The organism is Chryseobacterium oryctis (assembly GCF_025971925.1).
GTDB lineage: Bacteria > Bacteroidota > Bacteroidia > Flavobacteriales > Weeksellaceae > Chryseobacterium > Chryseobacterium oryctis.
The window spans coordinates 330,221-356,876 of record NZ_JAPDHV010000001.1 but is presented as its reverse complement, the minus strand read 5'-3'; the positions used below and the strand labels follow the sequence as shown (position 1 = coordinate 356,876).

Here is a 26,656-nt window from a genome sequence, read left to right as displayed (position 1 = left end):
AATTTACTCCATTCGTCTAATGGTTTAGGACGGCTGCCTTTCGAGCAGTAAATAAGAGTTCGATTCTCTTATGGAGTGCAAAAGATTTCGTAGCTCAATGGTAGAGTGCTGGTCTGTTAAACCAGAAGTTGAAAGTTCAAGTTGTTCCGGAATCGCCAATAAATGTTAATTGTTTCAAAAAAGAGAAAAGAAAAGGTTTGTCAAGAGCAGAAGATCTTTACGCCAAAAATACGAAAAAATAGACAAACTTTTCTTTTCAATCTGATGGTTCGCCGAAGTGGAAGAGTCGGGGCGGTCTGCAAAACCGTTGTGTAAGCTGAGTGGGTTTGAATCCCATAACCATCTCAAATAACTAAAATGAGATTAGTTCAGAAGAAAATAAAAGTTTGTCGAGCGTAGAAGTTCTTATATCAAACAAAAAATAAAGACAGGCTTTGTTTTCTTCCAAAAAATTAAAAGGAAGTACGCCGAAGTTGGAGAGTCGGGGCAGACTGTAAATCTGTTGCTTCATTGTTGAGTAGGTTCGAATCCTACTACTTCCACAAACACCACTGATAATGTAATGGCAGCATGCAGGAAATGTACTCTTGTTGTTTAGGTTCGATTCCTAGTCAGTTGGTCAAAATAATTTGAAGAGTTAATAAATCGATTTTAAATTACAAATATCATGAAAATTCAAATTGGGAATAGTATTTATTAGGTTTTCATAAAAGATAAGTTAAGACAGGAAAGAGAAAGACGTTGCCAAGCGCAGAAGATCTTTATAAAACACTAACAGGCATAGTTTATTAAAAGGCAAGCCTTCTCAGACCTTACTACTTATCAAAATGCGGAAGTGGTGGAATTGGCAGACACACTTGATTTAGGCTCAAGGTTTTGGGGGTTCAAGTCCCTCCTTCCGTACAAAATGTAAACAACTTATGAAAAATTGGAAGAGTGGTGTAGCAGGTCTGCACGTTAGTCTGAAAAACTAAAGGTACAGGTTCGAAATACGAAGTATTCGTGAATACTATAAATAAATATAAAATTCATGAACAATCCTGTCTGTTCCACAAAATATGAATTATAATAATAGACAAAACTCAAAACTTATAATTAATAATTCATAACTCTAAATCTGATTCATGGTGTAATTGGTCAGCACACAAGACTTTGACTCTTGTTGTTCAGGTTCGAAATGCGGAGCATTCGTGAATTCTTTAAATAAGATATAAAACTCATGAACAATCCTGATGAGTCAACAGAAATTAACAATTTAATATTTAAACAAAACAAAATTTAAAACATGTAGAAAAATGGAAACGCAACAACAAACATGGCAGAATATGAATGGGAAAATTTTCCAGAAATCTATCAAACAACTGGTAGAAGATGCCATAATCCGCGAACAGGCAAACGGGCATCGACTGAAGGTTTGTGTGGGTTCAGACTCCCACGTTTATGGTGATGCTATCAGTTATGCAACGGCAGTTGTCTTTATTCGTGAGGGAAAAGGAGCGTTTACCTTTATCAGAAAAGAGAGAGAAATACAGAGTATCAGTATCAAGGAAAGAATGTTGAATGAGGTAAACAAATCCGTAGAAATTGCATATGCTATTTGCTCTATTTTGGATGCTTATGGGGTAGAAATGGAGGTGCACGCAGATATTAATACCGATCCGGATTTCAAATCCAATGTAGCTTTGAAAGATGCAATGGGATATATTCTGGGAATGGGATATGTGTTTAAAGCGAAACCTTATGCATTCGCGAGTTCAAACTGTGCTGATATGATGGTTTAAGTAAAGTATAGCTAAAAAAAAATTATAATGGACATTTTTAGATTAATTCAAGATATAAAAACACATTTAAAACTCAATTTTGATGAGGTTGATAGATGGTTTGATAAAGATAATAAGACATTGAATTATCAGCCATCAAATGGAGGTTGGACGATTCAGCAGATTTTAGAACATATCTATTTGACAAATTTTTATTTGTTGATTTTGATTGAGAAAGGTTCAAAAAAAGCGGGGCGAAATTATCTTGGTCTTGATTTAAATCTTGAAATAAAAAATTACAGTTTCAATCCAGAAAAGTTTGAAAAAGTAGGTGAGTATGGCACTTTTGAATGGATAAGACCAGAACACATGGAGCCGAAAGTAGAATTAAAATTAACTGAAATCAGGAATTTAATTTCTCAACAATATCATCAATGTTTAAATTATTTAGACTTGATGAAAAACGGCGAAGGTCTTCTCTGCAAAACGACAATGACTGTGAACAAATTGGGGAAAATTAATGTGTATGAATACATTTATTTTCTTTCACTTCACGCTCAGAGACATGTTACCCAGATGAAAAATAATGAATTAGAAACTATTAAAAATTTAAAAAAATGATTTTCAAAACATATAATTCTATTGAAAATGCTTATCAAACCCGTGTGCTTGAGCAAATCAAAATGCAGGGTTTTGGGGATGAGGTTTTCATAGTACAAGAAAAAGTTCACGGAGCTAATTTCTCTTTCTTTACCGACGGAAAGGAAATTAGAATTGGAAAAAGAACCGCTTTCATCGAAAAAGATGAAAAGTTCTTCAATGCACATCAGATTTTAGAACGTTACAGAAATAATGTAAAGGATGTGTTCGAAAAAGTGAAAACTCTTCATCCGGATGTTGAAACTGTGGCTATCTATGGTGAATTGTTCGGAGGAGGTTACAAACATAAAGAAGTAGTACCTGTAAAAAGTGCGTTGAAAGTGCAGAAAGGTATTGAATATGCACCTTACAACGAATTTTATGCTTTTGATATCAAGTTAAATGGTATTACTTATTTGGATATAGATTTGGCTAATCAAGTTTTTGAAGAAACAGGATTTTTCTATGCAAGAATTTTGTTTCAGGGAACTTTGGAAGAGGTTTTGAAGTATCCGAATGTTTTCAATTCTAAAATTCCGACTTGGTTGGGACTGCCTGAATTGGAAAATAATATGTGTGAAGGAACCATTGTGAAAACTTTGAAAACCAGATGTTTTGGAAACGGCTCAAGAGTAATTCTGAAAAACAAGAATGAAAAATGGGTTGAAAAATCTAAAGTTGAAAGAAAGCAGAATAAAACTGTTCAAAAACAAATCAACTTTAGTGAAAAAGGTCAGAATATTTGGGATGAAATTCAAAAATATGCAACTGCAAACAGGCTGAATAATGTTGTAAGCAAGGTTGGTGAATTTGAGCCTAAAATGATGGGACAAATCATTGGTCTTTTTGCACAGGATATTTTGGATGATTTTGAAAAGGATTTCCCGGAAGTTTTCACAACTATTGAAAAAGAAGAACAAAAGAGAATCAATAAAAAATTGAATTCTTTAGTAATTAAAGTTATAAAAGAAGAATTTATGACTCTAAAAGTTTAGTTTCGGTAAGTATTTATCGAAACTTTTTTATATAAATATTTAAAAACAATTAAAAAATGAAACCAAATATATTTTTTACGGCGGACCATCATTTTGGTCACGAAAATATTATAAAATTCTCCGAAAGACCTTTTGAGTCTTTGGAACAAATGAACGAAGAACTTATCAGAAGATGGAATGAGAAAGTTGATGTCAACGATATTGTTTATCATTTAGGTGATGTGAGTTTAGGTAAACCGGATTTTACAAAGGAAGTCTTAAGTAAATTGAATGGCAAAATTCATTTAATAAAAGGGAATCACGAATATTCCGCTCTTCGGGTACCCGACAGATTTGAGTGGATTAAAGATTATCATGAACTTTATGTAGAAGATGAAGAAGCGAATCAGGGAAAACAAAAGATTATTCTTTTTCATTATTCCATGCGGACATGGAACGGCTCTCATCGTGGAATCTGGCAGCTTTACGGGCATTCACACGGAACACTACCTGATGATGAAATGGCTTTAAGCATTGATGTCGGAGTAGATTGTCATCATTTCTATCCCATTTCTTACCAAGAAGTGAAAGAAGTGATGAAAAAGAAAAAATGGACGCCACCGTTTGCGCCAAGAAATTAGATGTAAGGAAAGTTGGATGCCAAAGAGAAATATGCATTGCAGAAGCTATAGTTTTCTTACATCCATTTTTAATCCTTTAATAATTAAATTTTTAAACAATGAAAACAACAGATAATATATTAATTATAGACCTTGAGGCAACGTGTTGGGATGACCGACCGCCAAGAGGTCAGGAAAGTGAAATTATAGAAATCGGTGTATGTATTATGAATGCAAAAACTGGTGAGATTTCACAAAATGAGGGGATTTTAGTAAAACCTCAATTTTCAAAAGTAAGTCCTTTTTGTACGGAACTTACTTCTATTACCCAGAAAATGCTTGATGATGAAGGCGTTTTGCTGGATGATGCTTTTGATATCCTGAGAGCAGAATATGATTCAGAAGACCTGACTTGGGCTAGTTACGGAAACTATGATTTGAATATGCTTCAAAATCAGGCAAGAAGATTCAATTTAGATTATCCTTTGAGTTATGACCATATTAATGTAAAGACTTTATTTGGAGAATTGCATCCAACTGTACGCAAAAGCGTTGGGATGGCGAGAGCTTTAGGAGAATTGAATCTCAAACTTGAAGGTACTCACCATAGAGGCGTAGATGATGCCAAAAATATTGCGAAGATTTTATATTGGTGTTTAAATCAATACTAATATAGGAATTTAAAATGTGCAATAATTACTCCCTTTTATGAGGGAGTTTTTTGTTTTTATATAAAAAATCAAAATAAAAATTAGAACGCAAAAAGATTGCGTAATTGGTCGTTTACTTTGCATCATCAAAATGAAATAATACTAAAATTTTGAAAAACAGATTTTAGTCAAAATATCAGGCAGGTCTAGTTGGGTGTTTCTGTATAGCACTATTGCAGAGGAATTTGTTGAGAAACATAAATTTATTCTGTTCAGCTTGACTTGAAGGTTTCGAGGTTTTCCAAAAAATCTCACACGGCTCTATCGGGTGAAGGTTCGAGTCCTTCTATCTCTCGAAAGGGGATATAGTTCAATGGTAGAACAATAGATTTTTGCGTGGGTTCGAATCCCACTCTCGTTTCGCACGAGGTAGCTCAGTCTGGTCAGAGCACTACATTTTTAACGTAGGTTGAAAATAGACTCAAAATCTATTTTTTATTAGAGTTTCGAATATTCTCATTAAAAATATTCATGGAAAAATCTGGAATTTTTTCAGTTGTTGAATCAACATTTTGAAAAAGCCTGTAAGAAAAGATGTTTTCTGAAAATGAAGTTGAATTGAAGAATAAATGATTTTTAAATGAACTTTTCTAAAGTTAGAATTTTAATATAAAATCAAATAACAGATATTTTTTGCTTGCAAATGATAGACGTTGAATGAAATATATGAAATCAGAATTTTCGAAAATCAATTTGAAAATACTATTCTAAAATAAATAGATTTTTCTGAAAGACTTTGCTTCCGCTGTTTTTGGAAGAAGAGACTCTGGATTTTCCTTTTAATAATTAAAATTAATAACGAATAAAATATAAAAAGATGATAAAGAACGTACAAATTAAGGCTAATGAAACAGGGTTGGTTTTCAAAAACGGAAACTTAATTGATGTTTTGAAAGAAGGTAAATATTGGATTTTTGGGAATAAATCAGTGGAAATTCATGAGATGAAAAATAAATTCAATTCAGAAAATGATATTGACCTTTTATTGAAGAATGAAACCTTGGTTTCTATGCTGGAAGTGATAGAGGTAAAAGATGGGGAGATTGTTTTGTTGTATGAAAAAGGAATTTTCAAAGAGGTCTTGAATGTAGGACAATATGCTTTCTGGAAAGGAATTTTGAACAGAGAATTTCAAAAAATAGACTTAACGAAAGTTGAGATTACAGAAAAAATCTCCAAAACGATTCTTGAAAATATGAAATTGAAAAATTTCATAAGGAAATTCGTAATAACAAATCAGTACAAAGGCTTGCTGTTGATTGATGGTAAATTGGAAAAGGTGCTTGATTCAGGAACTTATTACTTCTGGAATAACGAAATTTCTGTTGATGTAAAATCTATTGATACAAGAATGCAACAAATGGAAATTGCAGGTCAGGAATTGTTAACGAAAGATAAGGCGATGCTTCGTATCAACTTTTATGTACGTTTTCAGGTGGAAAACATCGAAAAAGCATTGATGGAAAACAAAGAATATGACAAGCAATTGTATATTCTGATGCAGTTGGCTTTGCGTGAATTTGTCGGAGCATTGACTTTGGATGAGTTGCTGGTGAAGAAAGATAACGTAGGAAAAGAAATTCTTGAAAATCTTGGAAACAAAGCTGATGATTTAGGACTGAAAGTTTCTGATGCAGGAATTAGAGATGTTATTTTGACTGGTGAAATGAAGGAAATTATGAATCAGGTTTTGATTGCTGAGAAAAAAGCTCAGGCAAATACCATTATGAGACGTGAAGAAACAGCTTCTACCAGAAGTTTGCTGAATACAGCAAAATTGATGGAAGAAAATGAAGTTCTTTGGAAGCTGAAAGAAATGGAATATATGGAAAAAATTGCCGACAAAATTGGAGATATTACCGTTTCCGGAAACAGTAATATTGTCTCTCAGTTAAAAGAAATTTTTGCAAAATAGGAAATAATATCCATTATTATAAAGGCAGGTTTTGAGTTTCAAAATCTGTCTTGTAATCAGCCTTGTAGCTTAAAAGGAAAAGCCTACGGTAAAATTTACTAACCGTAGAGTTTGCGGATATTCCGGTTAGACCTGCGCGGACTAATGGGTAGAGTTTACAGATGCACCGAAATTGTTTAGGGAAAGTAGGGAAGCGTATTTACAGCCGCAATGCCAGTAGGGAATGTGAGTTCGAGTCTCATCAAGGCTACAAAAAAGACAAGTTTAAATTTTAAACTTGTCTTTTTCTATTTTTTCTCCAGCCACTCCTCATAAGAAAGGACACCTAGCTCTGGTTTTCCGTCACCTTCCAAAATAGAAATGAATTCTAGCTGATTTCCGTCGGGGTCATTAAAATATATTGCTAAAGCGGGCATCCATGCGAAAACCATTGGCTTTTCAATTCCGTCTTTTAAAAAATTGTAAGGTTTTAAGTCTTTATTTTTTAAAAATTCTATAGAGTAATTCAAAATATCTTCTTTATCCGCCGTAAAAGCAAAATGCCTTGTCTGCAAATTTTCTTTTTGTTCCCATAGTCCAAGCATTGATACTTTGTTTTTTCCAATCCACAAAAAAGCGATTGGTCGATTCTCGTCTCTATGAGCTAATTCTAATCCTAAAACTTCAGTATAAAACTGTACAGCATTTTCCAAATTGCTTACCTGAATATGCGTTTCATATAATCCTTTAATCATAGCTTATTCTTTTGATATAAACAAAGCTAAAAAACGAATTTCCAAAAATTGAGAACCGTTAATTTCTTTATTCGAAACAAATAATAGAAAAATTTTATAAAATTTTTAATTACGCAAAATGATTGCGTAATTATGTTTTTACTTTGCATCAGAAATCAGAGAGAAGATGACAATTCTCCGATAATGTTTAACAAAAAAACAGTAATTATGAAATTTAATTTTTTTAGAAAAGAGAATAAAGTAGTGGTGAACTACGAAGGTGCGAAAGCATATACAATGACACCTGCGGAAGAATTATACAGTGCTGTTGTTACAACAGGATTATCAAATACTACTTATGAAAAAGGAAATGACAGATTGGCGAGAATTCAGTCTCTGATTTTGAAAAACGACCCAGAATTTGTTGCGAAATTGGCGGTGTATGCAAGAAAAGATATGCATTTGCGCTCTATTCCGTTGGTGTTGACGACTGAATTGGCAAAGCAGGTTTCGGGTACAGATTTGGTAAGCAGAACTGTTGACGGAGTTGTTCAAAGAGCAGATGAAATCACCGAGTTATTAGCGTATTACCAATTGGCTAACCAAAGAACAGAGGTTAAAAAACTGAATAAACTTTCAAAGCAAATCCAAAAAGGTTTGGTGAAATCTTTCAATAAATTTGATGAATATCAATTCGCAAAATACAACAGAAAAGCAGATGTAACATTGAAAGATGCATTGTTTTTGGTTCACCCGAAAGCAAAAGATGATAATCAACAAACAATTTTCAACAAAATTGTAAACGATACGTTGGAAACTCCATACACTTGGGAAGTTGAACTTTCGGTTTTGGGTCAGCAAAAATTTGCTAATGATGCAGACAGAAAATCAGCATTTAAAAACAAATGGGAAGAACTGATTTTCAGTAATAAACTAGGTTATATGGCAACCTTGCGAAACCTGAGAAATATCTTGGAGGCTAATGTTTCCTCCGATGCGATTTATAAAGTATGTAATTATCTGTCGGATGAAAAAGCAGTGAAAAATTCAAAACAATTGCCTTTCAGATTTTTGGCGGCGTATAGAGAACTGAAAAATATTGATTCAAAATATCTGTCATCAATTTTGGAAGCCTTGGAAGATGCAGTGATGATGAGTGCAAAAAACATCAAAGGTTTTGGCTTTGATACTTCGGTTGTGATTGCAGCAGACGTATCGGGTTCTATGCAAAAATCAGTGTCTCCAAAATCTAAAGTTCTGTTGTATGATATAGGTTTGTTGATGTCGATGATTTTGCAGTCACAGTGCAAAAATGTTATCACGGGTATGTTTGGTGACCGTTGGAAGAGAGTTCCGATGCCTAAAAATGGTATACTGAGAAATGTAGATGCTTTCTATAAAAGAGAAGGTGAGGTTGGTTATTCTACGAACGGTTATCTGGTAATTGAAGATTTGATTAAAAGAAAAGAAATCGTGGATAAAGTAATGTTGTTCACTGATACTCAGCTTTGGGATAGCAACAGAGGAGGTAATTCCTTTGAAAATTCATGGAATCAGTATAAAAAAATCAATCCGAATGCAAAATTGTATATTTTTGATTTGGCAGGTTACGGAAAACAACCGTTGGATGTCAGAAAAAATGATGTATATCTTATTGCAGGTTGGTCAGACAAAATTTTCGATGTACTGAACGCTTTGGAAGATCGAAAATCAGCAGTAGAAATGATTAAAAAAGTAGTGCTGTAAAAGGCACTGCTTTTAAAAATAAAACTAATAACCATTAATTTTTTAGAAGCTATTTCCCGCTTTTGTTTTTATTCAACCTAAAAATTGGAAAAAAGAAAACAAGAACTAAATTTAAAATTAGGTAAGCTAGGAAAGACCCAGATGAAATAAACTGACCTAGGAAATGTAGGCGTTAAGAAAATAAGCTATACGAACGTTAAGAAAATTCTATTGTTCGAAGCGCGACATAAATAGAGAAATGAAGAGTAAATATTAAATTCGCACAAGTTTTAGAATTTTTAGAGAGTATAGGTTATTTTTAGCCGGAGTTTCCAAGTCTTGAATTTTGGTTCTTTTGCTTCAAGGCAAAACGAACAAAACATAAACAACCGATGCCGTAGAAAAGAAATCCTTCGACTTTTAATTGAATATGAGTCTTTTCACTATATTGCTCGGTTTAAATAAACCAATGTCGTTATGTAAGAGTTTCATCGTCAAACTTAAAATTTGAATAACATTCAAAACTCTTAAAATTGTTACTTGGTTTTAAAAATAAATTCAACTGCGTAAATATAATGCGCACTAAGGTAGTAATTTTGCCTTAATAAAAAATAATAACTATTTAATATAAAGTAAGTGTCGTAAAACAGAGTTACTTCGTTAGGAGCGGTTATACAGGTTCGAATCCTGTTCTGGAGCACATACAGATGGCGTAATTGGTAGCGTACCGTATACAAGTTCTGTTTGAATTCCTACCTTACTTAAAACAATCGATGCCGTTGAAAAGAGTTACTTCGACTTCCAATTGAAAATAAAGACTCTTTCTTTTATTGCTCGATTTTGAAAATATATAATCAAGTGTCGTCTTAGAATCATACTTCGAGATTGAGTAAACATTGGGTCGCAGGTTCGAGTCCTGCCTTTTCCCTCGAAAAGGAGAAGTAGCTCAGCGGGTAGAGCAAATGCACGGAAGATTCTACAATTATTACCTTGATTTAAAAATAAAAGAGTGCCGTTAGAGAAAACTTACTTCGGTTAATCTTATGATGTTGGTTCGACTCCAAAATAAATCTGAAAATGATTTATATAAAAGGTTTTCCCGTCTTTTGCCTCTTTTTTTAATTTGTAAAATATAAACAGGTGCCGTAGAATAGTGTTACTTCGCTCATTACGACGGGGTCACGGGTTCGAATCCCGTCTCTTCCACCAAAAAACAGGAAGAGTAGCTCAGATGGTTAGAGCACGACATTGCGCTATTTGTTTATTGCCTTGTTTTCTTGATAAATAAAAGTGTCGTAGAGAAAAGATACTTCGTCCACAAATAGGGGAGGAATAATGAAGTTGGTAACTCCGACAAGATTATCCGGTTCGACTCCGGCAAGACGTGCCCCGCCATTCAATTCTTTTCTTGCTTATTACCTTTAAAAAAATAGAACCAATAAAAATTATCGGTTCTATTTTTTATTGGATTACTTATTATTTGCTATTTTCTCAAATTCGTCCTCAAAAGTTTTCTTCCATTTAGCTATTGTCGTTCTGCTTATTTTATATTTTTTAGACATATAGCTTGTTGAGAAGCCGTGTTTTTGCTGATACTCCAAAAGTTTGAGCATCGTTTTTTTATCATAAGTTTTTAGCTTTTGATTGTTTCTCTCACTCTCTTTAGAACGCTTAAAGATTTTGTCATTAAACTTTAATACTTCTTCCGTGGTATCAAGTTTTTTAAGCATCTTTAGTATTTTGGGATCTTTTAATTTATCGGGATGCTCAAGCCTTAACATATCCTGATAAATTTTGTTATAATTAGGTCTCATGCTACTCATCTTTTTATTCTACATCATTTCTTTTTTGTAACCATCTGTGAAGTGTACTTTTTGGGATAGAGTACTCCTTGATAACTTCACTTTGGGTCATTTCCCCGGAAATAATTCTTTTCATAATAAACTCTTTGATTTCCTGAGTGTAAATATTTTTTCTGAAGTAAGGGATTTTTTCCGATTTTTGAGTGTTTTTATTAGTAGCAGAAGGGGGTGAATACAAAATCAAATGCGAACTGTAAAGTCTAAAAAAATCATATTCCAAAAGTTTAGACCATCTCAAAAGCGTATCTGTGTCTATAGATTTGCTATTGTACATTTTTTCAATGAATTCTTCATCTTTGTTTAAAAAATTGCAGATTCTCTCCATTGTAATCTCTTTTTCATCAACACTCTCCTTAATGAATTTTCCGATGTGTATCTCTTTGTACAGCATTTTATTCAAATAATCTTAATAATTAAACAATTAACTAAACCAAACATCCAAAGAAAAATAGGTATTTAGAAGTTAGTCAGATAAGGAAAATTGTTTGTTGCTATTAAACAATAGAATTTAGAACTATGATTTATTTATTCAGAATATTTTGAATGATAAGATATGATGTTCGTATCTTAAGAAATTCCCTTATATCACAAACATTCATGTGTTGTAAACGGTAAATCTTTCATTTTTATTTTGTAAAAACTCATATTTCCAAACTTTTCCCCATAAGTCTGAACAATATTTTACCTATTAAAGCTTTTTCATGTATTCTCTGTATATATAAAAAAAAATTGTTGATTTTTTATCACTTATAGTGGAAATAATCATTTTTTTACTTTTTCAAATATAAAAAAATAATGACAATTTAACGAATGATTTATTGAAAATTATCTTTGAAATTTAATTATAGATAAAAAAAATACAATAAATATATATATTGTATTAAATAATATAAAGTTTCATTTTGAGTTAAAAATTTGTGCTATAAAAATTAGTCTAAAGTCAATACCTTTGCGGTTTAGTTTAGTATATGAAATTGTTCGATTTTACTCAGAAAGTAAATTATAAAAACGAATTACTTGCAGGGTTTACTGTCGCGATGACAATGATTCCGGAGTCTCTTTCTTTTGCGATTTTGGCAGGGCTCTCTCCTCTTACAGGATTATATGCCGCTTTTATGATGGGGTTAGTAACTGCTATTTTTGGAGGCCGTCCGGGAATGGTTTCCGGAGGAGCTGGTGCTACAATTGTTGTTTTAATAGCTTTAATAAAAACTCATGGAATAGAATATCTCTTTGCAACTGTTGTTTTGGCAGGGATTTTTCAGATGTTGGTTGGTTTTTTCAAACTCGGGAAATTTGTAAGATTAATTCCACAACCCGTTATGTATGGATTTCTAAATGGTTTGGCTGTGATTATTTTTATGTCACAGGTTGAACAATTTAAAATTACAGATACAAACGGAATCGTAGGTTGGTTACAGGGAACATCTTTATATGTAATGTTGGGGTTAACGGCTTTGACAATTGCGATAGTATATTTTTTCCCAAAAATTACAAAAGTTGTTCCTTCTTCTTTGGTTGCAATTGTAATTGTTTTTGGAGTCGTTTTAGGATTTGGAATTAATACCAAGACAGTTGCGGATATAGCAAGCGTAAGTGGGAGCCTTCCAAGTTTTCATATTCCTGAGATTCCTTTTTCTTTAGAAGCATTACAAATCATTTTTCCTTACGCTTTGATAATGGCTGGAGTTGGTTTAATAGAATCTCTTTTAACTCTGTCTATGGTTGATGAAATTACAAATTCTAAAGGAAGTGCCAATAAAGAATCTGTAGCACAAGGTTTGGCAAATATTACAAACGGTTTCTTTGGCGGAATGGGAGGTTGTGCAATGGTTGCCCAAACTCTGGTTAATATTAATGCTGGTTCCAGAGCAAGACTTTCAGGGATTATTGCATCTATTACAATTTTGATTATCATTTTGATAGGAGCTCCATTTATTGAAAAAATTCCGATGGCAGCATTGGTTGGAGTGATGATGATGGTGGCGATAAGTACTTTTCAGTGGGTTTCTATCAGAATTGTTAATAAAATGCCCAAATCTGACATTTTTGTGGGTATTACAGTCGCTTTAATTACCATTGTTCTTCACAATCTTGCTTTAGCGGTATTAGTTGGAGTTATTATTTCGGCGTTGGTTTTTGCTTGGGATAGTGCCATAAGAATTCGTGCGAGAAAGTATCTTGATGGAAATGGGGTAAAACATTATGAGATTTTTGGGCCATTATTTTTCGGTTCAGTAACGACATTTAACGAAAAATTTGATCCTATAAATGACCCGGAAGAAGTAATGATTGATTTTAAAGAAAGTAGAATTGTAGATATGAGTGCAATTGATACTTTAAATAAATTGTCTAAAAGATATACTGATCAAAATAAAAAATTGCATTTATGTCATTTGAGTGAAGATTGTATAAAAATGCTAAAAAATGCAGAAGCTGTTATTGAAATAAATATGGATGAAGATCCTACCTATAAAGTAATGCCTGAAAGGTAAAAGTGATTTATTTTCAATATTCTGTTAAAAAAGTTTCAAAAAGCAGATTAAAATAGGTGGACATATTTTTTAATATTATCTTTGGAGCTATTTCATTTATAACAATTTAAGTTAAAGATTGCGGTGGATAAACATCAAGGTATTTTAGACCTTCATCCGGGGTTGGTGTTGGGATTTGCAATAACTGTTATCATTATGTTATTGCTAGATTTAGGAGTTTTTAATAAAAAAAGTCATGAGGTTTCTTCTAAAGAAGCTACAGTCTGGTCGATAGTTTGGATCTCGCTGTCTATGATATTTTCTGGGGTGGTATATTGGGTTTTCAATACAGATGGTGCACCGGAAAGTCATGCGTTAGCCGTTGAAAAATTTACACAATATCAGGCTGCATATTGGATTGAGAAAGCTCTTTCCGTAGATAATTTATTTGTATTTATCCTTGTGTTTGGTTTCTTTAAGGTGCCAAAACATCTTCATCACAAAGTCTTATTCTGGGGAATTATAGGTGCATTGATATTCAGAGCTATATTTATTTTTGCGGGAATTGGAATTATTAACCTAACTTATCTTCCGGAAATGACAATTTTCGGACATGAAGTTAAGATCAATGTTGTAATGACTCTGTTTGGTTTATTTCTTCTTTATGCGGGGATTAAGTCTTGGGGAGAAGGAGATGGTGATGACGATGAGGATTTTAATGACACACCTGGAGCAAAACTTGTAAAAAAATTCTGGAAGGTTTCTAATAATTACGATGGAGATAAGTTTTTTACGATACAGAATGGTATTAAAATGGCGACTCCGCTTTTGGTCGTAGTAGCTGTGATTGAGTTTACAGATGTATTGTTTGCGGTTGATTCTATTCCTGCCATTTTCGCCATTTCAAATGACCCTTTTATCCTTTATACATCCAATATTTTTGCAATTTTAGGACTGAGGTCATTGTATTTCTTATTGGCCAATTTTATTTATATGTTCAGCAAATTATCATATGGTCTGGCAATAATTTTATCTTTTATTGGAGTTAAAATGTTGATTGCGCCTTGGATTCATATTCCGTCCCCTATTTCTTTGGGGATTGTAGGAGGTGTACTTGTAATCTCGGTTTTGGTATCTTTATTATTTCCGGATAAGAAGATGAAAGAGAAATTAGAAGAGAAAAATTAAAATATAAATGCTTTACAATTTGTAAGGCATTTTTTATTTGTGGTTTGGGAGTTTATTGAAATTATTTTTATTAGTTAATCAATCTATTTAAACTTTTTGAACTGATTATAAAGTTCAGTTTTCAAAATCCTATCTTTGTAAAAAATTTAACAATGGGAGTAGCAGATATGTTATTTAAACGTAAAAAAGAGCTTGCTGAAAAAAATCTTAATGAAGGTAAAGCTTATATGGAAGAGTATGGCAAAAGAGAAAGTGTTGTACAATTACCAAGCGGATTGCAATATGAAATCATTACAGAAGGAGACGGTGAAAAACCAGGTCCGAAATCTACTGTAAAATGCCATTATCACGGAACAACAATTTCAGGTAAAGTTTTTGATAGTTCTGTGAAAAGAGGTACTCCGGCATCTTTCCCTTTGAATAGGGTAATTGCAGGTTGGACTGAGGCTCTTCAGTTAATGCCTGTAGGAAGCAAATGGAGATTAATTATTCCTCCGCATTTGGCATATGGGGAACAACAAATCAGCAAAGAAATAGGGCCAAATTCTACTCTTGTTTTTGAAGTTGAATTATTAGATATTAAATAAGATTTCCTTAAAAATAGCTTAAAAAGTTTGTCCGAATTCGGGTAAACTTTTTTTATTTATTTATCTTAGCCTTTGGTTTAAATTAAAATTCTTTTGTTTAAATAAGATTCAATGAAAAAGCTATTTTACTTTTTTGTTATTATTGTTTCATTAACTTCTTGTGTATCAAAGAAGAATCTTGTTATAAAGCAGAATATTCTTACACTTCGCGATAGTTATTGTAAAGCACCTTTTAAATATAATTATACCAATAAAATTCCGTCATATAATTCAGATTCTATTATTGCAGCAAATAAAGAACTGAAAGGAATGTTTTCTGACCAGAGTATTTTAATTCTTAACGCTCTTGATAATCTTGATGAGGTTCATAAAATCATTGAGCTGAAAAAAGAATCATCTTTGGAATCGCAGGTTAAAGTTTTACAGCTTAAAACAAAAATTAACAGTAAAATTACTATTGCTCTGACGGAATTGGATGCAGTAGCCGCAGAATTTGATTGTGAAGGAGAAAGAGTAGCTCAAATTGGAAATTATGTTGACAATTTGAATGAATCCAGAAATAACAAACTGATTTTATATTCAATCGTAACGGGAGCTGCAGCTTCAATTGCAGGAGGAATTGTAAAAGATAATGGGTGGAGTAATGCCATTGACATTGGAGGTGGTGTTTTGGGAGCTGGTTTTGGTTTAGCAACCCTCAATCCAAAAGGTAAAAAAGTTGAGTTTATACATCAAAGAAATCTGTTGAGAGATGTTTGGAAAGAAAAACTGGAATCTCCAAATTTTCCCCCTTTTATCTGGTATATGTATACTGAGAAAAAGTTTTCCATTAAAGAAAATCTTTCCATTATTGGGAATATAAAGGAAAGGTGGTTACACTATCAGTTTGATAACGATAAAGAAACTGCTGATAAATCGGTTATATTTAGTGATGGAGGATATTATAGAGCGGATGATTTACATAATAGAGCTGCAATGTTGAACCAAATGCAGTCTGCTACACGAACTATTAATCAGACTATCAATTATTTACTGTTGGATTTAGATAAATTAATTTTGTAAATAATAAATTAACTGTAATGAAATTTGTTACATTTAAAAATTGTTGTATATTTGTATCAGTAATATAATGAACAATACGAGATTTGCTACGGCAATACATATTATGACGTTGTTGGCTAAAAGTCCGCAAGACTGGCTTACTTCCGAGTGGATGGCTGGAAGTATTAATGTAAATCCTGTAGTCGTTCGTAAAGAAATAAGTGTATTGAGAGAAGCGGGTTTAATTATTAGCAGACAAGGAAAAGAGGGAGGAAGTCAGCTTTCTAGAAATGCCGATTCTATCACGATTTCTGAAATATATTCTGCGGTTAAGAATACTGAGGTTTTAGGCAAGAAAAATCAAAATCCTAATCCAGCCTGTAATGTAGGGAAAGAAATTAATGAACATTTGAATGGTTTGTTTATAGAAACCGATAAGTTGGTCGTTGATTTTTTAGGAAATAAGACATTGAAAGAATTTAGCGAACAATTCAGCTAAAATTTTTTTAACTATAAATGTAACAAATTTTATTACAGTTTAATTTAAAATATATTATTATGAAAAAAGTAGCCGTAATTGGAGCCACTGGATTTGTGGGAAAACAAGTAGTAAACGAATTAGCAAACAGAGGGTATGAAGTTGAGGCAATTGTGAGAGATGCTTCAAAAGTACAGCAAAATGAAAAAGTATCAGCAAAAAGTGTTGATGTAAACAATGTGGATGATTTAGTAAATGCTTTGAAAGGAAATGATGCGGTTATAAGTACTTTTAATGCGGGTTGGACGAATCCAAACTTGTATAATGATTTCCTTAATGGTTCTGTAAACATCGAAAAAGCTGTTGAAAATTCAGGAGTAAAGAGATTAATTGTAGTGGGAGGAGCAGGAAGTCTTTACATTGATGGAAAACAATTGGTTGATAGCCCTGATTTTCCTGAAGCTTATAAAGCTGGGGCTGAAGCAGCAAGAGATTATTTAAACAAAATTAAAGAGAATAGTACATTAGATTGGACTTTTTTCAGCCCTGCTATAGAAATGCATCAAGGTACTGCAGGGGTAAGAGTCGGAAAATACAGAACAGCTTTAGAAAACCCTGTGTTTGACGAAAATGGAAGAAGTGTAATTTCTGTAGAAGACGTTGCAGTGGCTTTGGTGGATGAGCTAGAGCAAAATAATCACATTCGTGAACGTTTTACAGCTGCATATTAATTTGAAAATTGTTCAAAATGGTTAAAAAGAAATTATTTTCATTAATTCTGATATTGGGATTAATAAGTTATGTGTTTGCCGGAAACTTAAAAATTAAAGTTTATAACCCCGGAACTAAAGCAATTTTTCCTATCACATCAACAATTGTGTATGGAGACAGAGATGCAATATTGATTGATGCACAGTTTCAGAAACAATATGCTGAAGAACTTGTAAAAGAGATAAAAGCAACGGGTAAAAATCTGAAAACCGTTTTTGTTTCTCATAGTGATCCTGATTTTTATTTTGGTTTAGATGTTATTAAAAAGGCTTTTCCCAATGTTAAATTTATTTCTACTGCTCAAACAGCTTATCTTATTTCTGCTTCTAAAGATGCTAAATTAGCTGTCTGGAAACCGCAATTGAAAACAGATGCTCCTTCAGAAATCATAGTTCCGGAAGCGGTAAACTCAATTCCTGATTTGGAAGGTAATACAGTTGAAATCAGACAAAATCAGGAAGATCCGGCTCACAGTTTTCTTTGGATTCCTTCCATTAAAACCATAGTTGGAGGAATTTCCATCTCTTTGGATTCTCATCTTTGGATGGCAGATACACAAAATGTTGAAGCGATTGATAAATGGATTGGGCAAATTGATGCGATGAAAGCACTTAATCCTAAACAAGTTGTTCCTTCTCATTATGCAAAGCTGAATCTTTCACCAAATTCACTTGATTATATAAAAACTATCTTGAAAATTATAAAAAAGCAGTTACGGAAAATAAAACTTTGGATGCTATTGTAAATTTCATGGTAAAAAAATATCCGGATTTGCATGGAAAGGATGAGCTGACAATGGGTGTAAAAGTTTTCTTGGGAGAAATGAATTGGGATTTGAAATCTCCTTATCCTGCAATCGGAAGAAAAGTAGAGGTTGACTTTGGTGAAATGAAATTTGTTCTTGATTTTAAAGATAACAAAACGATGTCTTTTATAGGAACAGAAGGTTCATTAAAAGGTTCTTCAGATACGGTTCAATACACAGCGGTAGAAGTTGCAAAAAATGTTTTCATGGTTTATTGGCATGAACCTAAGCAAGGAAGTAATGTAACTCACATTCAGGATTATAATCAAAAAACTGTTTATACGAACATTGCATCTAAAGATGGTTCTTTCATTCATTTGAAAGGTAAATTGACAATTTTGAAATAAAAATATTAAGGAGTTGAAAATAGTTTCGGCGGCACCAAAGGTGCCGCCGAAACTGATTTATTAAGATTAATTTTTATAAATTCATAAATAATTTAGGATTTACAGGAGTGTTATTTTTGTGTACTTCATAATGAAGGTGAGGGCCTGTAGAACGCCCTGAATTGCCTGATTTAGCAATTACCTGACCTACTTTTACGTTGTCGTTTACTTTTGCAACAAGTTGGGACAAATGGGCATAAAGTGTTGCTAAACCGTTTCCATGAGAAATAATTACGCAATTCCCATAACCACCTTTTTGTCCTGAGAAGATTACTTTTCCTGCAGCGGTAGCAATCACATTAGAACCATACGCAACAGCAATATCCAATCCTTTATGAAACTGCATTTGGTCTGCTTCAGCAGGTGGATTGTTTTTCTCAACTTTCGGAGTTGCTGTGTTTGCAATGGCTTTGGTTGAGGTCGTAGTTGTGGGAGTGGGAGCAGAAGTTGTAGTTTTGGGAGTTACCATTATTTTTACCTCTCTCTTATTTCCGTAACTGTCGGTTAATTCAATTATTTTTTCAACAGGTTCTGCTTTTACTTCAGGAGTTACTGCTACTGTTGCTACAGGTTTAGAATCTGTTTTTGTGGTCGATTTTACAGAAGCGTAATTTGTTTTAAAAGGAATCGGGTTTTTTCTAACTCCAAAGTTTGATGAAATATATCCGTCTGTAGGCATTCCTAAAGGAACTTGAAGTAATTTTTTCTGTAAATCTATCAGATATTGACTGTATCTGTTGGCTTGTTTAGCTAGATAAACCGAGTTTGAAATACTATCCTTGTTTAGCACCATTAATTTTTCACTCGGAATATTTTTTGATTTTAAAAATGAGTTTAATTCGGCTACAGATTGGTCGACAAGGCTCAAATCTGTTTTCATTTTCATGTAATCTACACTGTCTTTTTGTGTATTTATCTTTACGAGATTTACTTCGTAAGTTTTGTCATCTTTTTCAGAAAATAATTTGGCAATAAAAATACCTTGTGCAAAAATTACTAGTAAAAGTCCACCAATAAGGAAGTTTACGTTCTTCTTGCTACTTAGAAATTTCTTCATTTTTCTAGCTCTTAGATTAAAAACGGTTTTAAGGTTGCAATTTAATTAAAAATAATATTTGGATGTTATTCTTAACATACTTTTATTTTTATCTGTAATTAACGGTGATTTATGTATTTAATTGTGTTGAACCGTTAATTTTGTATAAAAATGAATTTTATTATATCCTGAAAAGTGCTGTTAAGGATACGATTTAATATATTTGCAGTTCACATTTCAATTATGGCGAAAAAGAAAACAATTTCGGAATCTTCAGGTCTTAAAAAAACTAAAAAAGACGTTTCCGTAGGAGTGGTAGGAAGTGGAAGTTTTGCAACAGCAATTGTAAAAATGCTTGTAGAAAATTGCAAAACAGTACACTGGTGTGTAAGAAATGAATTTGTAAAAGGAGCGATTGAGCTTCGTGGGCATAATCCGACTTATCTTACAGCGGTTAATTTCAATTTAAAAAACTTAAAACTGACAACTGATATCAATGAGTTGGTTTCAGAATGTGAAGTGGTAGTTTTGGCAACGCCTTCTATTTATTTGTCCGATGCGTTGGAAAAAATGACTTGCGATTATAAGGATAAAATTTTTGTTTCTGCAATCAAGGGGATTATTCCTAAGGTGAATGATGTGGTTGCACATTATTTAAGGGACGAATTCAAAATCGGATTCAGAAATCAGGCTGTAATTGCGGGTCCTTGTCATGCAGAAGAAGTTGCGATGGAAAGACTTTCTTATCTTACCATTGCTACGGTGGAAGATGAGGTTTCGGATAAACTGGTAAGTGTCTTTAATTCGGATTTTATTAAAGTAAATCCAAGTAAAGATATTTTAGGAAACGAGTATAGTGCGATTCTTAAGAATATTTTTGCAATTGGAGCGGGAATAGCAAGTGGTTTGGGTTATGGAGATAACTTTATTGCTGTTTTTGTTTCAAATGCAATTCGAGAGATGGAGACTTTCCTGGAAGCAATTTATGAAGCACCGAGAGATGTTAATGAAAGTGCTTATTTAGGAGATTTGTTGGTTACAGCGTATTCATTATTTTCAAGAAACAGAAGTTTAGGAAATCTTATCGGTAAAGGCTATACTGTGAAGTCAGCAATTCAATCTATGAATATGGTTGCAGAAGGGTATTATGCGGCTGATTCTATATATAAAACTTCAAAACAAAAAGGCTTGAAACTTCCTATCGTTGATACTATTTACAGTATTTTGTATGAAGGAAAAAATGCTGAGAAACAGTTTAAAAAGCTTACTGCAAAACTTAGCTAAATTATATTTCTGCATTTCGACTTTAAGTAAATTACATTTTTAATTTCCGTTCAGGATTATTAATATTTGCTTTGGGTCGAAATGTTTTTTTTTAGTAATTCTTCAAAATTAAATTAGTCTTTTCAATAAATACTGATTTATATTTTCCATCGTATTTATTAGTTCAATTATTATTCTTTTTTAATAGGCTTAATTTTACATGTTAAAAATCATGAAATTGGGTTTGTTTTTAAAACTTTTCCCGAAATTTGAAGAAAAATTAGAATTATGCCACATTCGCTTACTAGCAGAAAGCCAAAGCCAAAATACGATGTTGTATTGATTGGCGGAGGAATAATGAGTGCAACTTTAGCAACTTTGCTTCATGAGTTTGAGCCTAATCTTGAGATTGCTATTTTTGAAAGATTGGGAAGGTTTGCTAAAGAAAGTACAGCTGCTTGGAATAATGCGGGAACTGGTCATTCCGCTTTTTGTGAACTTAATTATACTCCTGAAAAAGCTGATGGAACTATCGATATCTCAAAAGCTGAAAATATTGCTGAACAGTTTGAAGTTTCAAAGCAGTTTTGGGCTTATCTTATATCAAAAGGTTATGTTGAGGGGCCTAAAGATTTCATAAACTCTTGTGCTCACATGAGCTTGGTATTTGGTGAAAAAGATGCTGAGTTTTTGAGAAGACGTTATGAAAAAATGTCAGAGTCTATCTTATTCAAAGGAATGGAGTTCTCAACCGATCATGAAAAACTAAAAGAGTGGATTCCTTTGGTAATGAGCAAGAGAAATAAGTCTGAAGTGATGGCAGCAACCAAAATGGATTTGGGAACAGATGTGAATTTTGGAAGTCTGACAAGAAAAATGGGAAGGCATTTGCTTGAAGATTCTAATGTTGAAGTATTCTTATATCATGAAGTAAAAGATATTGATCCAAGAGAAGATGGAAGATGGGAAATGGAGGTCAAAGACAGGATAAATAATCATAAACAGGAAGTTGTTGCGGACTTTGTCTTCATTGGAGCAGGTGGTTACGCACTTCCGCTTCTGGATAGTTCAGATATCAAAGAAAGTGAAGGATATGGAGGTTTTCCGGTTTCTGGTCAGTGGTTGGTAAGTCATAATCAGGAACTGGTAGAAAAGCATAAGGCAAAAGTATATACTCAAGCGACGGTAGATGCACCACCAATGTCTGTTCCGCATTTAGATTTGCGAATTATTGATGGCAAAAAAGCGCTTCTTTTTGGCCCTTTCGCAGGTTTTTCAACTAAATTTTTGAAAGAAGGAAGCTATCTTGATTTGCCTGAAAGTGTAAATACTAAAAATTTGAGGTCTTTATTTGGAGCTTGGTGGCATAATCTTCCTTTAACGAAATATTTAATTCAACAGGTTGCGATGAGCAAAGCTCAAAGAATGCAACATTTGAGAGAGTTTATAAAAGATGCCAAAGAAGAAGATTGGGAACTTAAAGTTGCCGGACAAAGAGTACAAGTCATTAAAAAAGATGATAAATTTGGGGGAAAGCTTGAATTTGGAACTGAAGTAGTTGTAAATAAAGCTGGAACTATTGCGTCTTTATTGGGTGCTTCACCTGGTGCTTCTACTGCAGTCCATGCAATGTTAAACGTTCTTGAAAAATGCTTTCCGGAAAAAATTCAAGGAGAATGGAGAGAAAAGTTGTTAGAAATAGTTCCCTCTTACGGACAAAAACTGGCAAATAATCCTGAGCTTACTGAAAAATTAAGAAATTACACAAAAGAAAAACTGGAATTGGATTATTAATTAAATAAAACTTTTATTAAAATAGTATTTGCTTCATCATTTTTTGATGAAGTTTTTTTCATGATATTAAAAATGAGTATTGGCTAAAGATAAGAAAATATAAAATTAAATTTCCTGAAAAGAAAAAAGCAATCTACTGATATTCAGTGATTGCTTTGTTTGTATTGTAGACCCACAGGGATTCGAACCCCAGATGACTGAACCAAAATCAGTAGTGTTACCGCTACACCATGGGTCTTTGTTTCTGACTGCGAAATTATAGAAATTATTTTAAAAATAAAAATGTTAAATGAAGAAAAGTGTTTGTTATGACTATTATTGTTTGATATACAAATATTTATTTTAACATTAAGTTACTTAAAGTCTAATTTTTATCACTAAATAATAAAATCATATCTTTGCAAAAAAAATTGGGCTCCAAAAGTTGGAGAAACCCATTAATAATCTTAATTATTAAACATTTTTATGTCGAATATTGTCGCTATCGTTGGGCGTCCCAACGTAGGAAAATCCACACTTTTTAATCGTTTACTGGAAAGAAGAGAAGCTATTGTTGACTCTACTGCAGGGGTTACAAGAGACCGTCATTATGGAAAATCTGACTGGAACGGTGTCGATTTCACTGTAATTGATACAGGTGGTTATGATGTAGGTACAGACGATATCTTTGAAGAAGAAATTCGTAAACAGGTTCAATTGGCTGTAGATGAGGCTACTTCTATCATTTTTATGATGAATGTAGAAGAAGGTCTTACAGATACTGATCACGAAATATACAGACTTTTAAGAAGATCAAACAAACCTATTTATATTGTTATTAATAAGGTAGATTCTGCAAAAGAAGAACTTCCTGCAACGGAATTTTATCAATTAGGAATCGAGAAATATTATACTTTATCTTCTGCTACAGGTTCAGGAACGGGAGATTTGCTAGATGATATCGTTAGAGATTTTCCGACAACAGAATATAAAGATCCATTTGAAGGATTGCCTAAAATTACAATTGCAGGTCGTCCCAACGTAGGGAAATCTACTTTAACGAATGCTTTGTTGGATGTTGAACGAAATATTGTTACCGATATTGCCGGAACAACAAGAGACAGTATTCAGACACTTTATAATAAATTCGGGCACGAGTTTGTATTGGTAGATACTGCTGGAATGAGAAAGAAATCTAAAGTTAATGAAGATTTAGAGTTCTATTCTGTAATGCGTTCTATCCGTTCTATTGAGTTTTCTGATGTGGTAATTATCATGGTAGATGCTACACAGGGTTGGGAATCTCAGGATATGAACATATTCGGGTTGGCTCAGAAAAACAGGAAAGGAATTGTTATTCTGGTGAATAAATGGGATTTGATTGAGGACAAACAAACCAATACAATGCGTGATTTTGAAAAATCTATTAAGGATAAAATCGGGCAATTCCAGGATATTCCAATTTTGTTTATTTCTGCTTTAACGAAGCAAAGGATTTTAAAAGCTGTTGAAGTAGCAATGCAGGTGTATGAAGACCGCAAAAAGAAAATCAAGACTTCAAAACTAAACGAGGTGATGCTTCCTATTTTTGAAGGAACGCCACCACCTGCAAATAAAGGAAAATATATTAAAATTAAATATTGTGTGCAGCTTCCGACGCCTTCACCGCAATTTGTATTCTTCTGCAATTTGCCACAATATGTAAAAGAACCATATAAAAGATTTACTGAAAATCAGCTGAGAAAAGAATTCGGTTTTACCGGAGTTCCTATCGAAGTATATTTCAGACAAAAATAAAATATCATCCCTTTTAGAGTTTTCTAAGAGGGATTTTATTCTTAAATAAATTGTATAATTTTAGATAAAAGCCTTTCAAAATAATGAATACAGTAGTATTATCAGAACAATTTTCTTTAGTAAATTCTTGGATTAACGAGCTTAGAAACGTTGAAATTCAACATGACCGAATGAGATTCCGCAGAAATATGGAAAGAATCGGTGAAATTGCAGCGTTCGAAATAAGCAAAGGGTTGGAATATAAAGAAATTGAAATTCAGACTCCTTTAGATACAATTAAAGTTAAGGAAATCGCTGTTCAGCCTGTAATTACTACTATTTTGAGAGCTGGAGTTCCTTTGTTTGAAGGGGTTCTGAATTATTTTGACAGAGCTGACTGTGGATTTGTGGCTGCTTATAGAAAGCATGATGCCAACGATTATTTTTCTATTAAACAAGATTATTTAACTTGCCCGAATATCGAAGGAAGACCATTAATCGTAGCTGACCCGATGTTGGCAACAGGAGCATCTTTAATTGAAGCTATAAAAGATTTGTTGACGAACGGAAAACCAACCCAGCTTCATATTGTTGCTGCTATTGCATCAAGACAAGGGGTAGAAACTATTGAAAAAGCCTATCCTGATGCTAAAATCTGGGTAGGAGCAATAGATGAAAACTTAACATCAAAAGGCTACATCACGCCGGGGTTGGGAGATGCAGGAGATTTAAGCTACGGAGAAAAACTTCAAAGATAATTAAGAAAGATTCCAGAAATCTTTCATTAAATCAAATAATAAATTGGGTCGTACTTTATCCATAGGATGCTTTGTGTCGGGGAGTACGGCCAATTTTGCATTTGGAAGATTTTTATAGGCATTAATGCTTTCCTCCAAAGTTACCATATTGTCTTTGTCTCCAACCATAATTTGAACCGGGATTTCTATTGAAGATAGATTGTCTTTCAAAGGAGGATTTTTACCTAAAGAAATCATCATTTCAGCAATTGCAGGTAATAATTGCTTCCATTTTGAGCCGTGTTGGCTTTCTAATGACTCTGCATATTTAGGAACTTTTTCAGAAATAATGTCAGGATTAAGCATTTTACTTTCTTTCAAAGCCTGTTCTTCTGTCCAATCGAATTTTGTTCCTAAGGTAATGATAGAATTTACAGTTGAAGGATACTGATTGGCGTAGCAAAGTGCAACATATCCGCCCATGCTGTGCCCGAAAATATGAATATTTTCAAGATTTTCTTTTTCAATGAATTCTTTCAATTCTTGAGTGTACTTTTCAATAGTAATTCCGTTTTTTGGAAGTTCTGTATTTCCGTGTCCTGAAAATAAAGGACTATGAATAGCAAAATGTTTTGAAAGTTCGTTTTGAAAAGGATTGAAGTTGTCGCTGTGACCTAAAGCACCGTGTAATAAGATAAGATTTTTCATAGTAATTAGTTCGGTTCAAAATTAATAAAAAGATTGAGAGTTTTTTGATTTTTAAAATTTTATGCATCTATTGCCATTACCAAAACGCTCACTTTATTGTTTCCGGATTTCAAAATTTCCCACGCAACAGACGAAATTGTATTTCCTGTGGTGAAAACATCATCAATCAATAACATGTGTTTTCCTTCAATATTCCTTGTGGTAGAAAAAGTATTTTCAGTTTTCAGGCGATGTTGTTTGTCTTTTAAAGCTTGAGCTTTTGAATAATGATTTCTCTTAATTAAATCATGCTCAAACGGGATGTTGTAAAATTTAGATAATGTTTCAGTGAATAAATGAAGCTGATTATAACCTCTTTCTTTTAATTTTTTAGGATGAAGTGGAACAGTTACTAATAAGTCTGGCTTTTCATTTTTGAAATCCAGTCGTTCTATTGTCCATTCTGCTAATATTTTCCCTATTATTTCGCGGTTCTTGTATTTTAATTCATGGATGATTTTCCTGCTTAAACTTTCTTTCTCAAACTGCATCAATGCAAATGTGTTTTCAATAGGGAACAATAGTTTGCATTTTTCTTTTATATAATTATCCTGAGAATACTCAAAATGAGTGAAATTAATTTGCTCAAAACAAATATTACAAACAAGTAAGTTACCGTCAATAATTTGGTTGCAGTTCATGCAACGATTTGGAAATAAAATATCTAAAATCATTT

The 26,656-nt window shown here is 32.9% G+C and carries 25 protein-coding genes and 8 tRNA genes; 26 read left to right on the top strand and 7 right to left on the bottom strand.

Translation table 11 applies throughout. From position 1 onward, the window contains the following. The first annotated feature begins 5 nt into the window (after window positions 1-5). The 13 genes from OH806_RS01790 (at window position 6) to OH806_RS01730 (ending at window position 6,618) form a co-directional block, all read left to right on the top strand. A tRNA-Glu gene (locus tag OH806_RS01790) sits at window positions 6-78 on the top strand. A 5-nt stretch (window positions 79-83) separates the two neighbouring features. Beyond that, window positions 84-158 (top strand) — tRNA-Asn (locus tag OH806_RS01785). Window positions 159-263: 105 nt separating this feature from the next. Next, a tRNA-Cys gene (locus OH806_RS01780) sits at window positions 264-345 on the top strand. 113 nt (window positions 346-458) lie between these two features. After that, window positions 459-542 (top strand) — tRNA-Tyr (locus tag OH806_RS01775). Between the two features lie 287 nt (window positions 543-829). Continuing rightward, window positions 830-903, top strand: a tRNA-Leu gene (locus OH806_RS01770). 27 nt (window positions 904-930) lie between these two features. Next, a tRNA-Phe gene (locus OH806_RS01765) sits at window positions 931-1,052 on the top strand. A 243-nt stretch (window positions 1,053-1,295) separates the two neighbouring features. Continuing rightward, a complete protein-coding gene (locus OH806_RS01760) occupies window positions 1,296-1,781 on the top strand; it encodes a ribonuclease H-like YkuK family protein (protein ID WP_264741971.1) in 486 nt (161 codons plus the stop codon). Between the two features lie 27 nt (window positions 1,782-1,808). Further along, window positions 1,809-2,381 (top strand): DinB family protein, encoded by a 573-nt coding sequence (locus tag OH806_RS01755; protein WP_264741970.1) that lies wholly within the window; start codon window positions 1,809-1,811, stop codon window positions 2,379-2,381. Further along, on the top strand, window positions 2,378-3,394 hold the full coding sequence (locus OH806_RS01750; protein WP_264741969.1) for an RNA ligase, Rnl2 family: 1,017 nt from the start codon (window positions 2,378-2,380) through the stop codon (window positions 3,392-3,394). The genes OH806_RS01755 and OH806_RS01750 overlap by 4 nt, the downstream gene beginning before the upstream one ends. 56 nt (window positions 3,395-3,450) lie before the next feature. Then, on the top strand, window positions 3,451-4,014 hold the full coding sequence (locus OH806_RS01745; RefSeq protein WP_264741968.1) for a metallophosphoesterase family protein: 564 nt from the start codon (window positions 3,451-3,453) through the stop codon (window positions 4,012-4,014). A 98-nt stretch (window positions 4,015-4,112) separates the two neighbouring features. After that, window positions 4,113-4,664 (top strand): 3'-5' exonuclease, encoded by a 552-nt coding sequence (locus OH806_RS01740; protein ID WP_264741967.1) that lies wholly within the window; start codon window positions 4,113-4,115, stop codon window positions 4,662-4,664. A 338-nt stretch (window positions 4,665-5,002) separates the two neighbouring features. After that, window positions 5,003-5,061 (top strand) — tRNA-OTHER (locus tag OH806_RS01735). Between the two features lie 459 nt (window positions 5,062-5,520). Then, window positions 5,521-6,618, top strand: a complete 1,098-nt coding sequence (locus OH806_RS01730; RefSeq protein WP_264741966.1) for a slipin family protein — start codon at window positions 5,521-5,523, stop codon at window positions 6,616-6,618. 287 nt (window positions 6,619-6,905) lie between these two features. Here OH806_RS01730 and OH806_RS01725 read toward each other — a convergent pair whose 3' ends face one another. Then, the gene (locus tag OH806_RS01725; RefSeq protein WP_264741965.1) at window positions 6,906-7,352 is read right to left on the bottom strand and encodes a VOC family protein; all 447 of its coding nucleotides are present in this window, start codon (window positions 7,350-7,352) and stop codon (window positions 6,906-6,908) included. Between the two features lie 207 nt (window positions 7,353-7,559). Between OH806_RS01725 and OH806_RS01720 the strand changes: the two genes are divergently transcribed. Then, on the top strand, window positions 7,560-9,077 hold the full coding sequence (locus OH806_RS01720; protein ID WP_264741964.1) for a TROVE domain-containing protein: 1,518 nt from the start codon (window positions 7,560-7,562) through the stop codon (window positions 9,075-9,077). A 1,448-nt stretch (window positions 9,078-10,525) separates the two neighbouring features. Here OH806_RS01720 and OH806_RS01715 read toward each other — a convergent pair. Beyond that, window positions 10,526-10,870 carry a helix-turn-helix domain-containing protein gene (locus OH806_RS01715; RefSeq protein WP_264741963.1) on the bottom strand — a complete coding sequence of 115 codons (345 nt, stop codon included), beginning with the start codon at window positions 10,868-10,870 and terminating at the stop codon, window positions 10,526-10,528. A 13-nt stretch (window positions 10,871-10,883) separates the two neighbouring features. Next, window positions 10,884-11,309 (bottom strand): helix-turn-helix domain-containing protein, encoded by a 426-nt coding sequence (locus OH806_RS01710; RefSeq protein WP_264741962.1) that lies wholly within the window; start codon window positions 11,307-11,309, stop codon window positions 10,884-10,886. 577 nt (window positions 11,310-11,886) lie between these two features. On the opposite strand from OH806_RS01710, the gene OH806_RS01705 reads away from it, so the two are divergent. The 8 genes from OH806_RS01705 (at window position 11,887) to OH806_RS01670 (ending at window position 18,609) form a co-directional block, all read left to right on the top strand. After that, the gene (locus OH806_RS01705) at window positions 11,887-13,413 is read left to right on the top strand and encodes a SulP family inorganic anion transporter (protein WP_264741961.1); all 1,527 of its coding nucleotides are present in this window, start codon (window positions 11,887-11,889) and stop codon (window positions 13,411-13,413) included. 123 nt (window positions 13,414-13,536) lie between these two features. Continuing rightward, the gene (locus tag OH806_RS01700) at window positions 13,537-14,580 is read left to right on the top strand and encodes a TerC/Alx family metal homeostasis membrane protein (protein ID WP_264741960.1); all 1,044 of its coding nucleotides are present in this window, start codon (window positions 13,537-13,539) and stop codon (window positions 14,578-14,580) included. Window positions 14,581-14,732: 152 nt separating this feature from the next. Next, window positions 14,733-15,167, top strand: a complete 435-nt coding sequence (locus OH806_RS01695; RefSeq protein WP_264741959.1) for an FKBP-type peptidyl-prolyl cis-trans isomerase — start codon at window positions 14,733-14,735, stop codon at window positions 15,165-15,167. A 111-nt stretch (window positions 15,168-15,278) separates the two neighbouring features. Continuing rightward, the gene (locus OH806_RS01690) at window positions 15,279-16,229 is read left to right on the top strand and encodes a hypothetical protein (protein WP_264741958.1); all 951 of its coding nucleotides are present in this window, start codon (window positions 15,279-15,281) and stop codon (window positions 16,227-16,229) included. Window positions 16,230-16,296: 67 nt separating this feature from the next. Beyond that, window positions 16,297-16,707 (top strand): Rrf2 family transcriptional regulator, encoded by a 411-nt coding sequence (locus OH806_RS01685; RefSeq protein WP_264741957.1) that lies wholly within the window; start codon window positions 16,297-16,299, stop codon window positions 16,705-16,707. Between the two features lie 59 nt (window positions 16,708-16,766). Further along, on the top strand, window positions 16,767-17,417 hold the full coding sequence (locus OH806_RS01680) for an NAD(P)-dependent oxidoreductase (RefSeq protein WP_264741956.1): 651 nt from the start codon (window positions 16,767-16,769) through the stop codon (window positions 17,415-17,417). Window positions 17,418-17,434: 17 nt separating this feature from the next. Further along, a complete protein-coding gene (locus tag OH806_RS01675) occupies window positions 17,435-18,202 on the top strand; it encodes an MBL fold metallo-hydrolase (RefSeq protein ID WP_264741955.1) in 768 nt (255 codons plus the stop codon). Beyond that, the gene (locus OH806_RS01670) at window positions 18,187-18,609 is read left to right on the top strand and encodes a MoaF-related domain-containing protein (protein WP_264741954.1); all 423 of its coding nucleotides are present in this window, start codon (window positions 18,187-18,189) and stop codon (window positions 18,607-18,609) included. Before OH806_RS01675 ends, OH806_RS01670 begins: the two co-directional genes overlap by 16 nt. Window positions 18,610-18,682: 73 nt before the next feature. Here OH806_RS01670 and OH806_RS01665 read toward each other — a convergent pair whose 3' ends face one another. Next, window positions 18,683-19,705 carry a M23 family metallopeptidase gene (locus OH806_RS01665; protein WP_264741953.1) on the bottom strand — a complete coding sequence of 341 codons (1,023 nt, stop codon included), beginning with the start codon at window positions 19,703-19,705 and terminating at the stop codon, window positions 18,683-18,685. Window positions 19,706-19,927: 222 nt separating this feature from the next. Between OH806_RS01665 and OH806_RS01660 the strand changes: the two genes are divergently transcribed. Together OH806_RS01660 and mqo are read left to right on the top strand one after the other, a co-directional pair. Further along, window positions 19,928-20,968, top strand: a complete 1,041-nt coding sequence (locus OH806_RS01660) for an NAD(P)H-dependent glycerol-3-phosphate dehydrogenase (protein WP_264741952.1) — start codon at window positions 19,928-19,930, stop codon at window positions 20,966-20,968. A 267-nt stretch (window positions 20,969-21,235) separates the two neighbouring features. Further along, window positions 21,236-22,741 (top strand): malate dehydrogenase (quinone), encoded by a 1,506-nt coding sequence (mqo, locus tag OH806_RS01655; protein ID WP_264741951.1) that lies wholly within the window; start codon window positions 21,236-21,238, stop codon window positions 22,739-22,741. 167 nt (window positions 22,742-22,908) lie between these two features. Here the strand turns inward: mqo and OH806_RS01650 are convergent. After that, window positions 22,909-22,979 (bottom strand) — tRNA-Gln (locus OH806_RS01650). A 227-nt stretch (window positions 22,980-23,206) separates the two neighbouring features. Between OH806_RS01650 and der the strand changes: the two genes are divergently transcribed. Together der and upp are read left to right on the top strand one after the other, a co-directional pair. Further along, window positions 23,207-24,517 (top strand): ribosome biogenesis GTPase Der, encoded by a 1,311-nt coding sequence (gene der / locus OH806_RS01645; protein WP_264741950.1) that lies wholly within the window; start codon window positions 23,207-23,209, stop codon window positions 24,515-24,517. Between the two features lie 83 nt (window positions 24,518-24,600). Further along, the gene (upp, locus tag OH806_RS01640) at window positions 24,601-25,254 is read left to right on the top strand and encodes a uracil phosphoribosyltransferase (protein ID WP_264741949.1); all 654 of its coding nucleotides are present in this window, start codon (window positions 24,601-24,603) and stop codon (window positions 25,252-25,254) included. On the opposite strand, the gene OH806_RS01635 is transcribed toward upp, so the two are convergent. Next, window positions 25,255-25,941 carry an alpha/beta fold hydrolase gene (locus OH806_RS01635; protein WP_264741948.1) on the bottom strand — a complete coding sequence of 229 codons (687 nt, stop codon included), beginning with the start codon at window positions 25,939-25,941 and terminating at the stop codon, window positions 25,255-25,257. Window positions 25,942-26,000: 59 nt separating this feature from the next. Beyond that, window positions 26,001-26,654: a ComF family protein gene (locus OH806_RS01630; protein WP_264741947.1), complete on the bottom strand. Its 654-nt coding sequence runs from the start codon at window positions 26,652-26,654 to the stop codon at window positions 26,001-26,003. Window positions 26,655-26,656 lie beyond the last annotated feature (2 nt).

Coding starts and splice junctions, on each gene's coding strand:
- OH806_RS01760 (WP_264741971.1), top strand. CDS start 1,296: ATGGAAACGCAACAACAAACATGGCAGAATATGAATGGGAAAATTTTC.
- OH806_RS01755 (WP_264741970.1), top strand. CDS start 1,809: ATGGACATTTTTAGATTAATTCAAGATATAAAAACACATTTAAAACTC.
- OH806_RS01750 (WP_264741969.1), top strand. CDS start 2,378: ATGATTTTCAAAACATATAATTCTATTGAAAATGCTTATCAAACCCGT.
- OH806_RS01745 (WP_264741968.1), top strand. CDS start 3,451: ATGAAACCAAATATATTTTTTACGGCGGACCATCATTTTGGTCACGAA.
- OH806_RS01740 (WP_264741967.1), top strand. CDS start 4,113: ATGAAAACAACAGATAATATATTAATTATAGACCTTGAGGCAACGTGT.
- OH806_RS01730 (WP_264741966.1), top strand. CDS start 5,521: ATGATAAAGAACGTACAAATTAAGGCTAATGAAACAGGGTTGGTTTTC.
- OH806_RS01725 (WP_264741965.1), bottom strand. CDS start 7,352: ATGATTAAAGGATTATATGAAACGCATATTCAGGTAAGCAATTTGGAA.
- OH806_RS01720 (WP_264741964.1), top strand. CDS start 7,560: ATGAAATTTAATTTTTTTAGAAAAGAGAATAAAGTAGTGGTGAACTAC.
- OH806_RS01715 (WP_264741963.1), bottom strand. CDS start 10,870: ATGAGACCTAATTATAACAAAATTTATCAGGATATGTTAAGGCTTGAG.
- OH806_RS01710 (WP_264741962.1), bottom strand. CDS start 11,309: ATGCTGTACAAAGAGATACACATCGGAAAATTCATTAAGGAGAGTGTT.
- OH806_RS01705 (WP_264741961.1), top strand. CDS start 11,887: ATGAAATTGTTCGATTTTACTCAGAAAGTAAATTATAAAAACGAATTA.
- OH806_RS01695 (WP_264741959.1), top strand. CDS start 14,733: ATGGGAGTAGCAGATATGTTATTTAAACGTAAAAAAGAGCTTGCTGAA.
- OH806_RS01690 (WP_264741958.1), top strand. CDS start 15,279: ATGAAAAAGCTATTTTACTTTTTTGTTATTATTGTTTCATTAACTTCT.
- OH806_RS01685 (WP_264741957.1), top strand. CDS start 16,297: ATGAACAATACGAGATTTGCTACGGCAATACATATTATGACGTTGTTG.
- OH806_RS01680 (WP_264741956.1), top strand. CDS start 16,767: ATGAAAAAAGTAGCCGTAATTGGAGCCACTGGATTTGTGGGAAAACAA.
- OH806_RS01675 (WP_264741955.1), top strand. CDS start 17,435: ATGGTTAAAAAGAAATTATTTTCATTAATTCTGATATTGGGATTAATA.
- OH806_RS01665 (WP_264741953.1), bottom strand. CDS start 19,705: ATGAAGAAATTTCTAAGTAGCAAGAAGAACGTAAACTTCCTTATTGGT.
- OH806_RS01660 (WP_264741952.1), top strand. CDS start 19,928: ATGGCGAAAAAGAAAACAATTTCGGAATCTTCAGGTCTTAAAAAAACT.
- mqo (WP_264741951.1), top strand. CDS start 21,236: ATGCCACATTCGCTTACTAGCAGAAAGCCAAAGCCAAAATACGATGTT.
- der (WP_264741950.1), top strand. CDS start 23,207: ATGTCGAATATTGTCGCTATCGTTGGGCGTCCCAACGTAGGAAAATCC.
- upp (WP_264741949.1), top strand. CDS start 24,601: ATGAATACAGTAGTATTATCAGAACAATTTTCTTTAGTAAATTCTTGG.
- OH806_RS01635 (WP_264741948.1), bottom strand. CDS start 25,941: ATGAAAAATCTTATCTTATTACACGGTGCTTTAGGTCACAGCGACAAC.
- OH806_RS01630 (WP_264741947.1), bottom strand. CDS start 26,654: ATGATTTTAGATATTTTATTTCCAAATCGTTGCATGAACTGCAACCAA.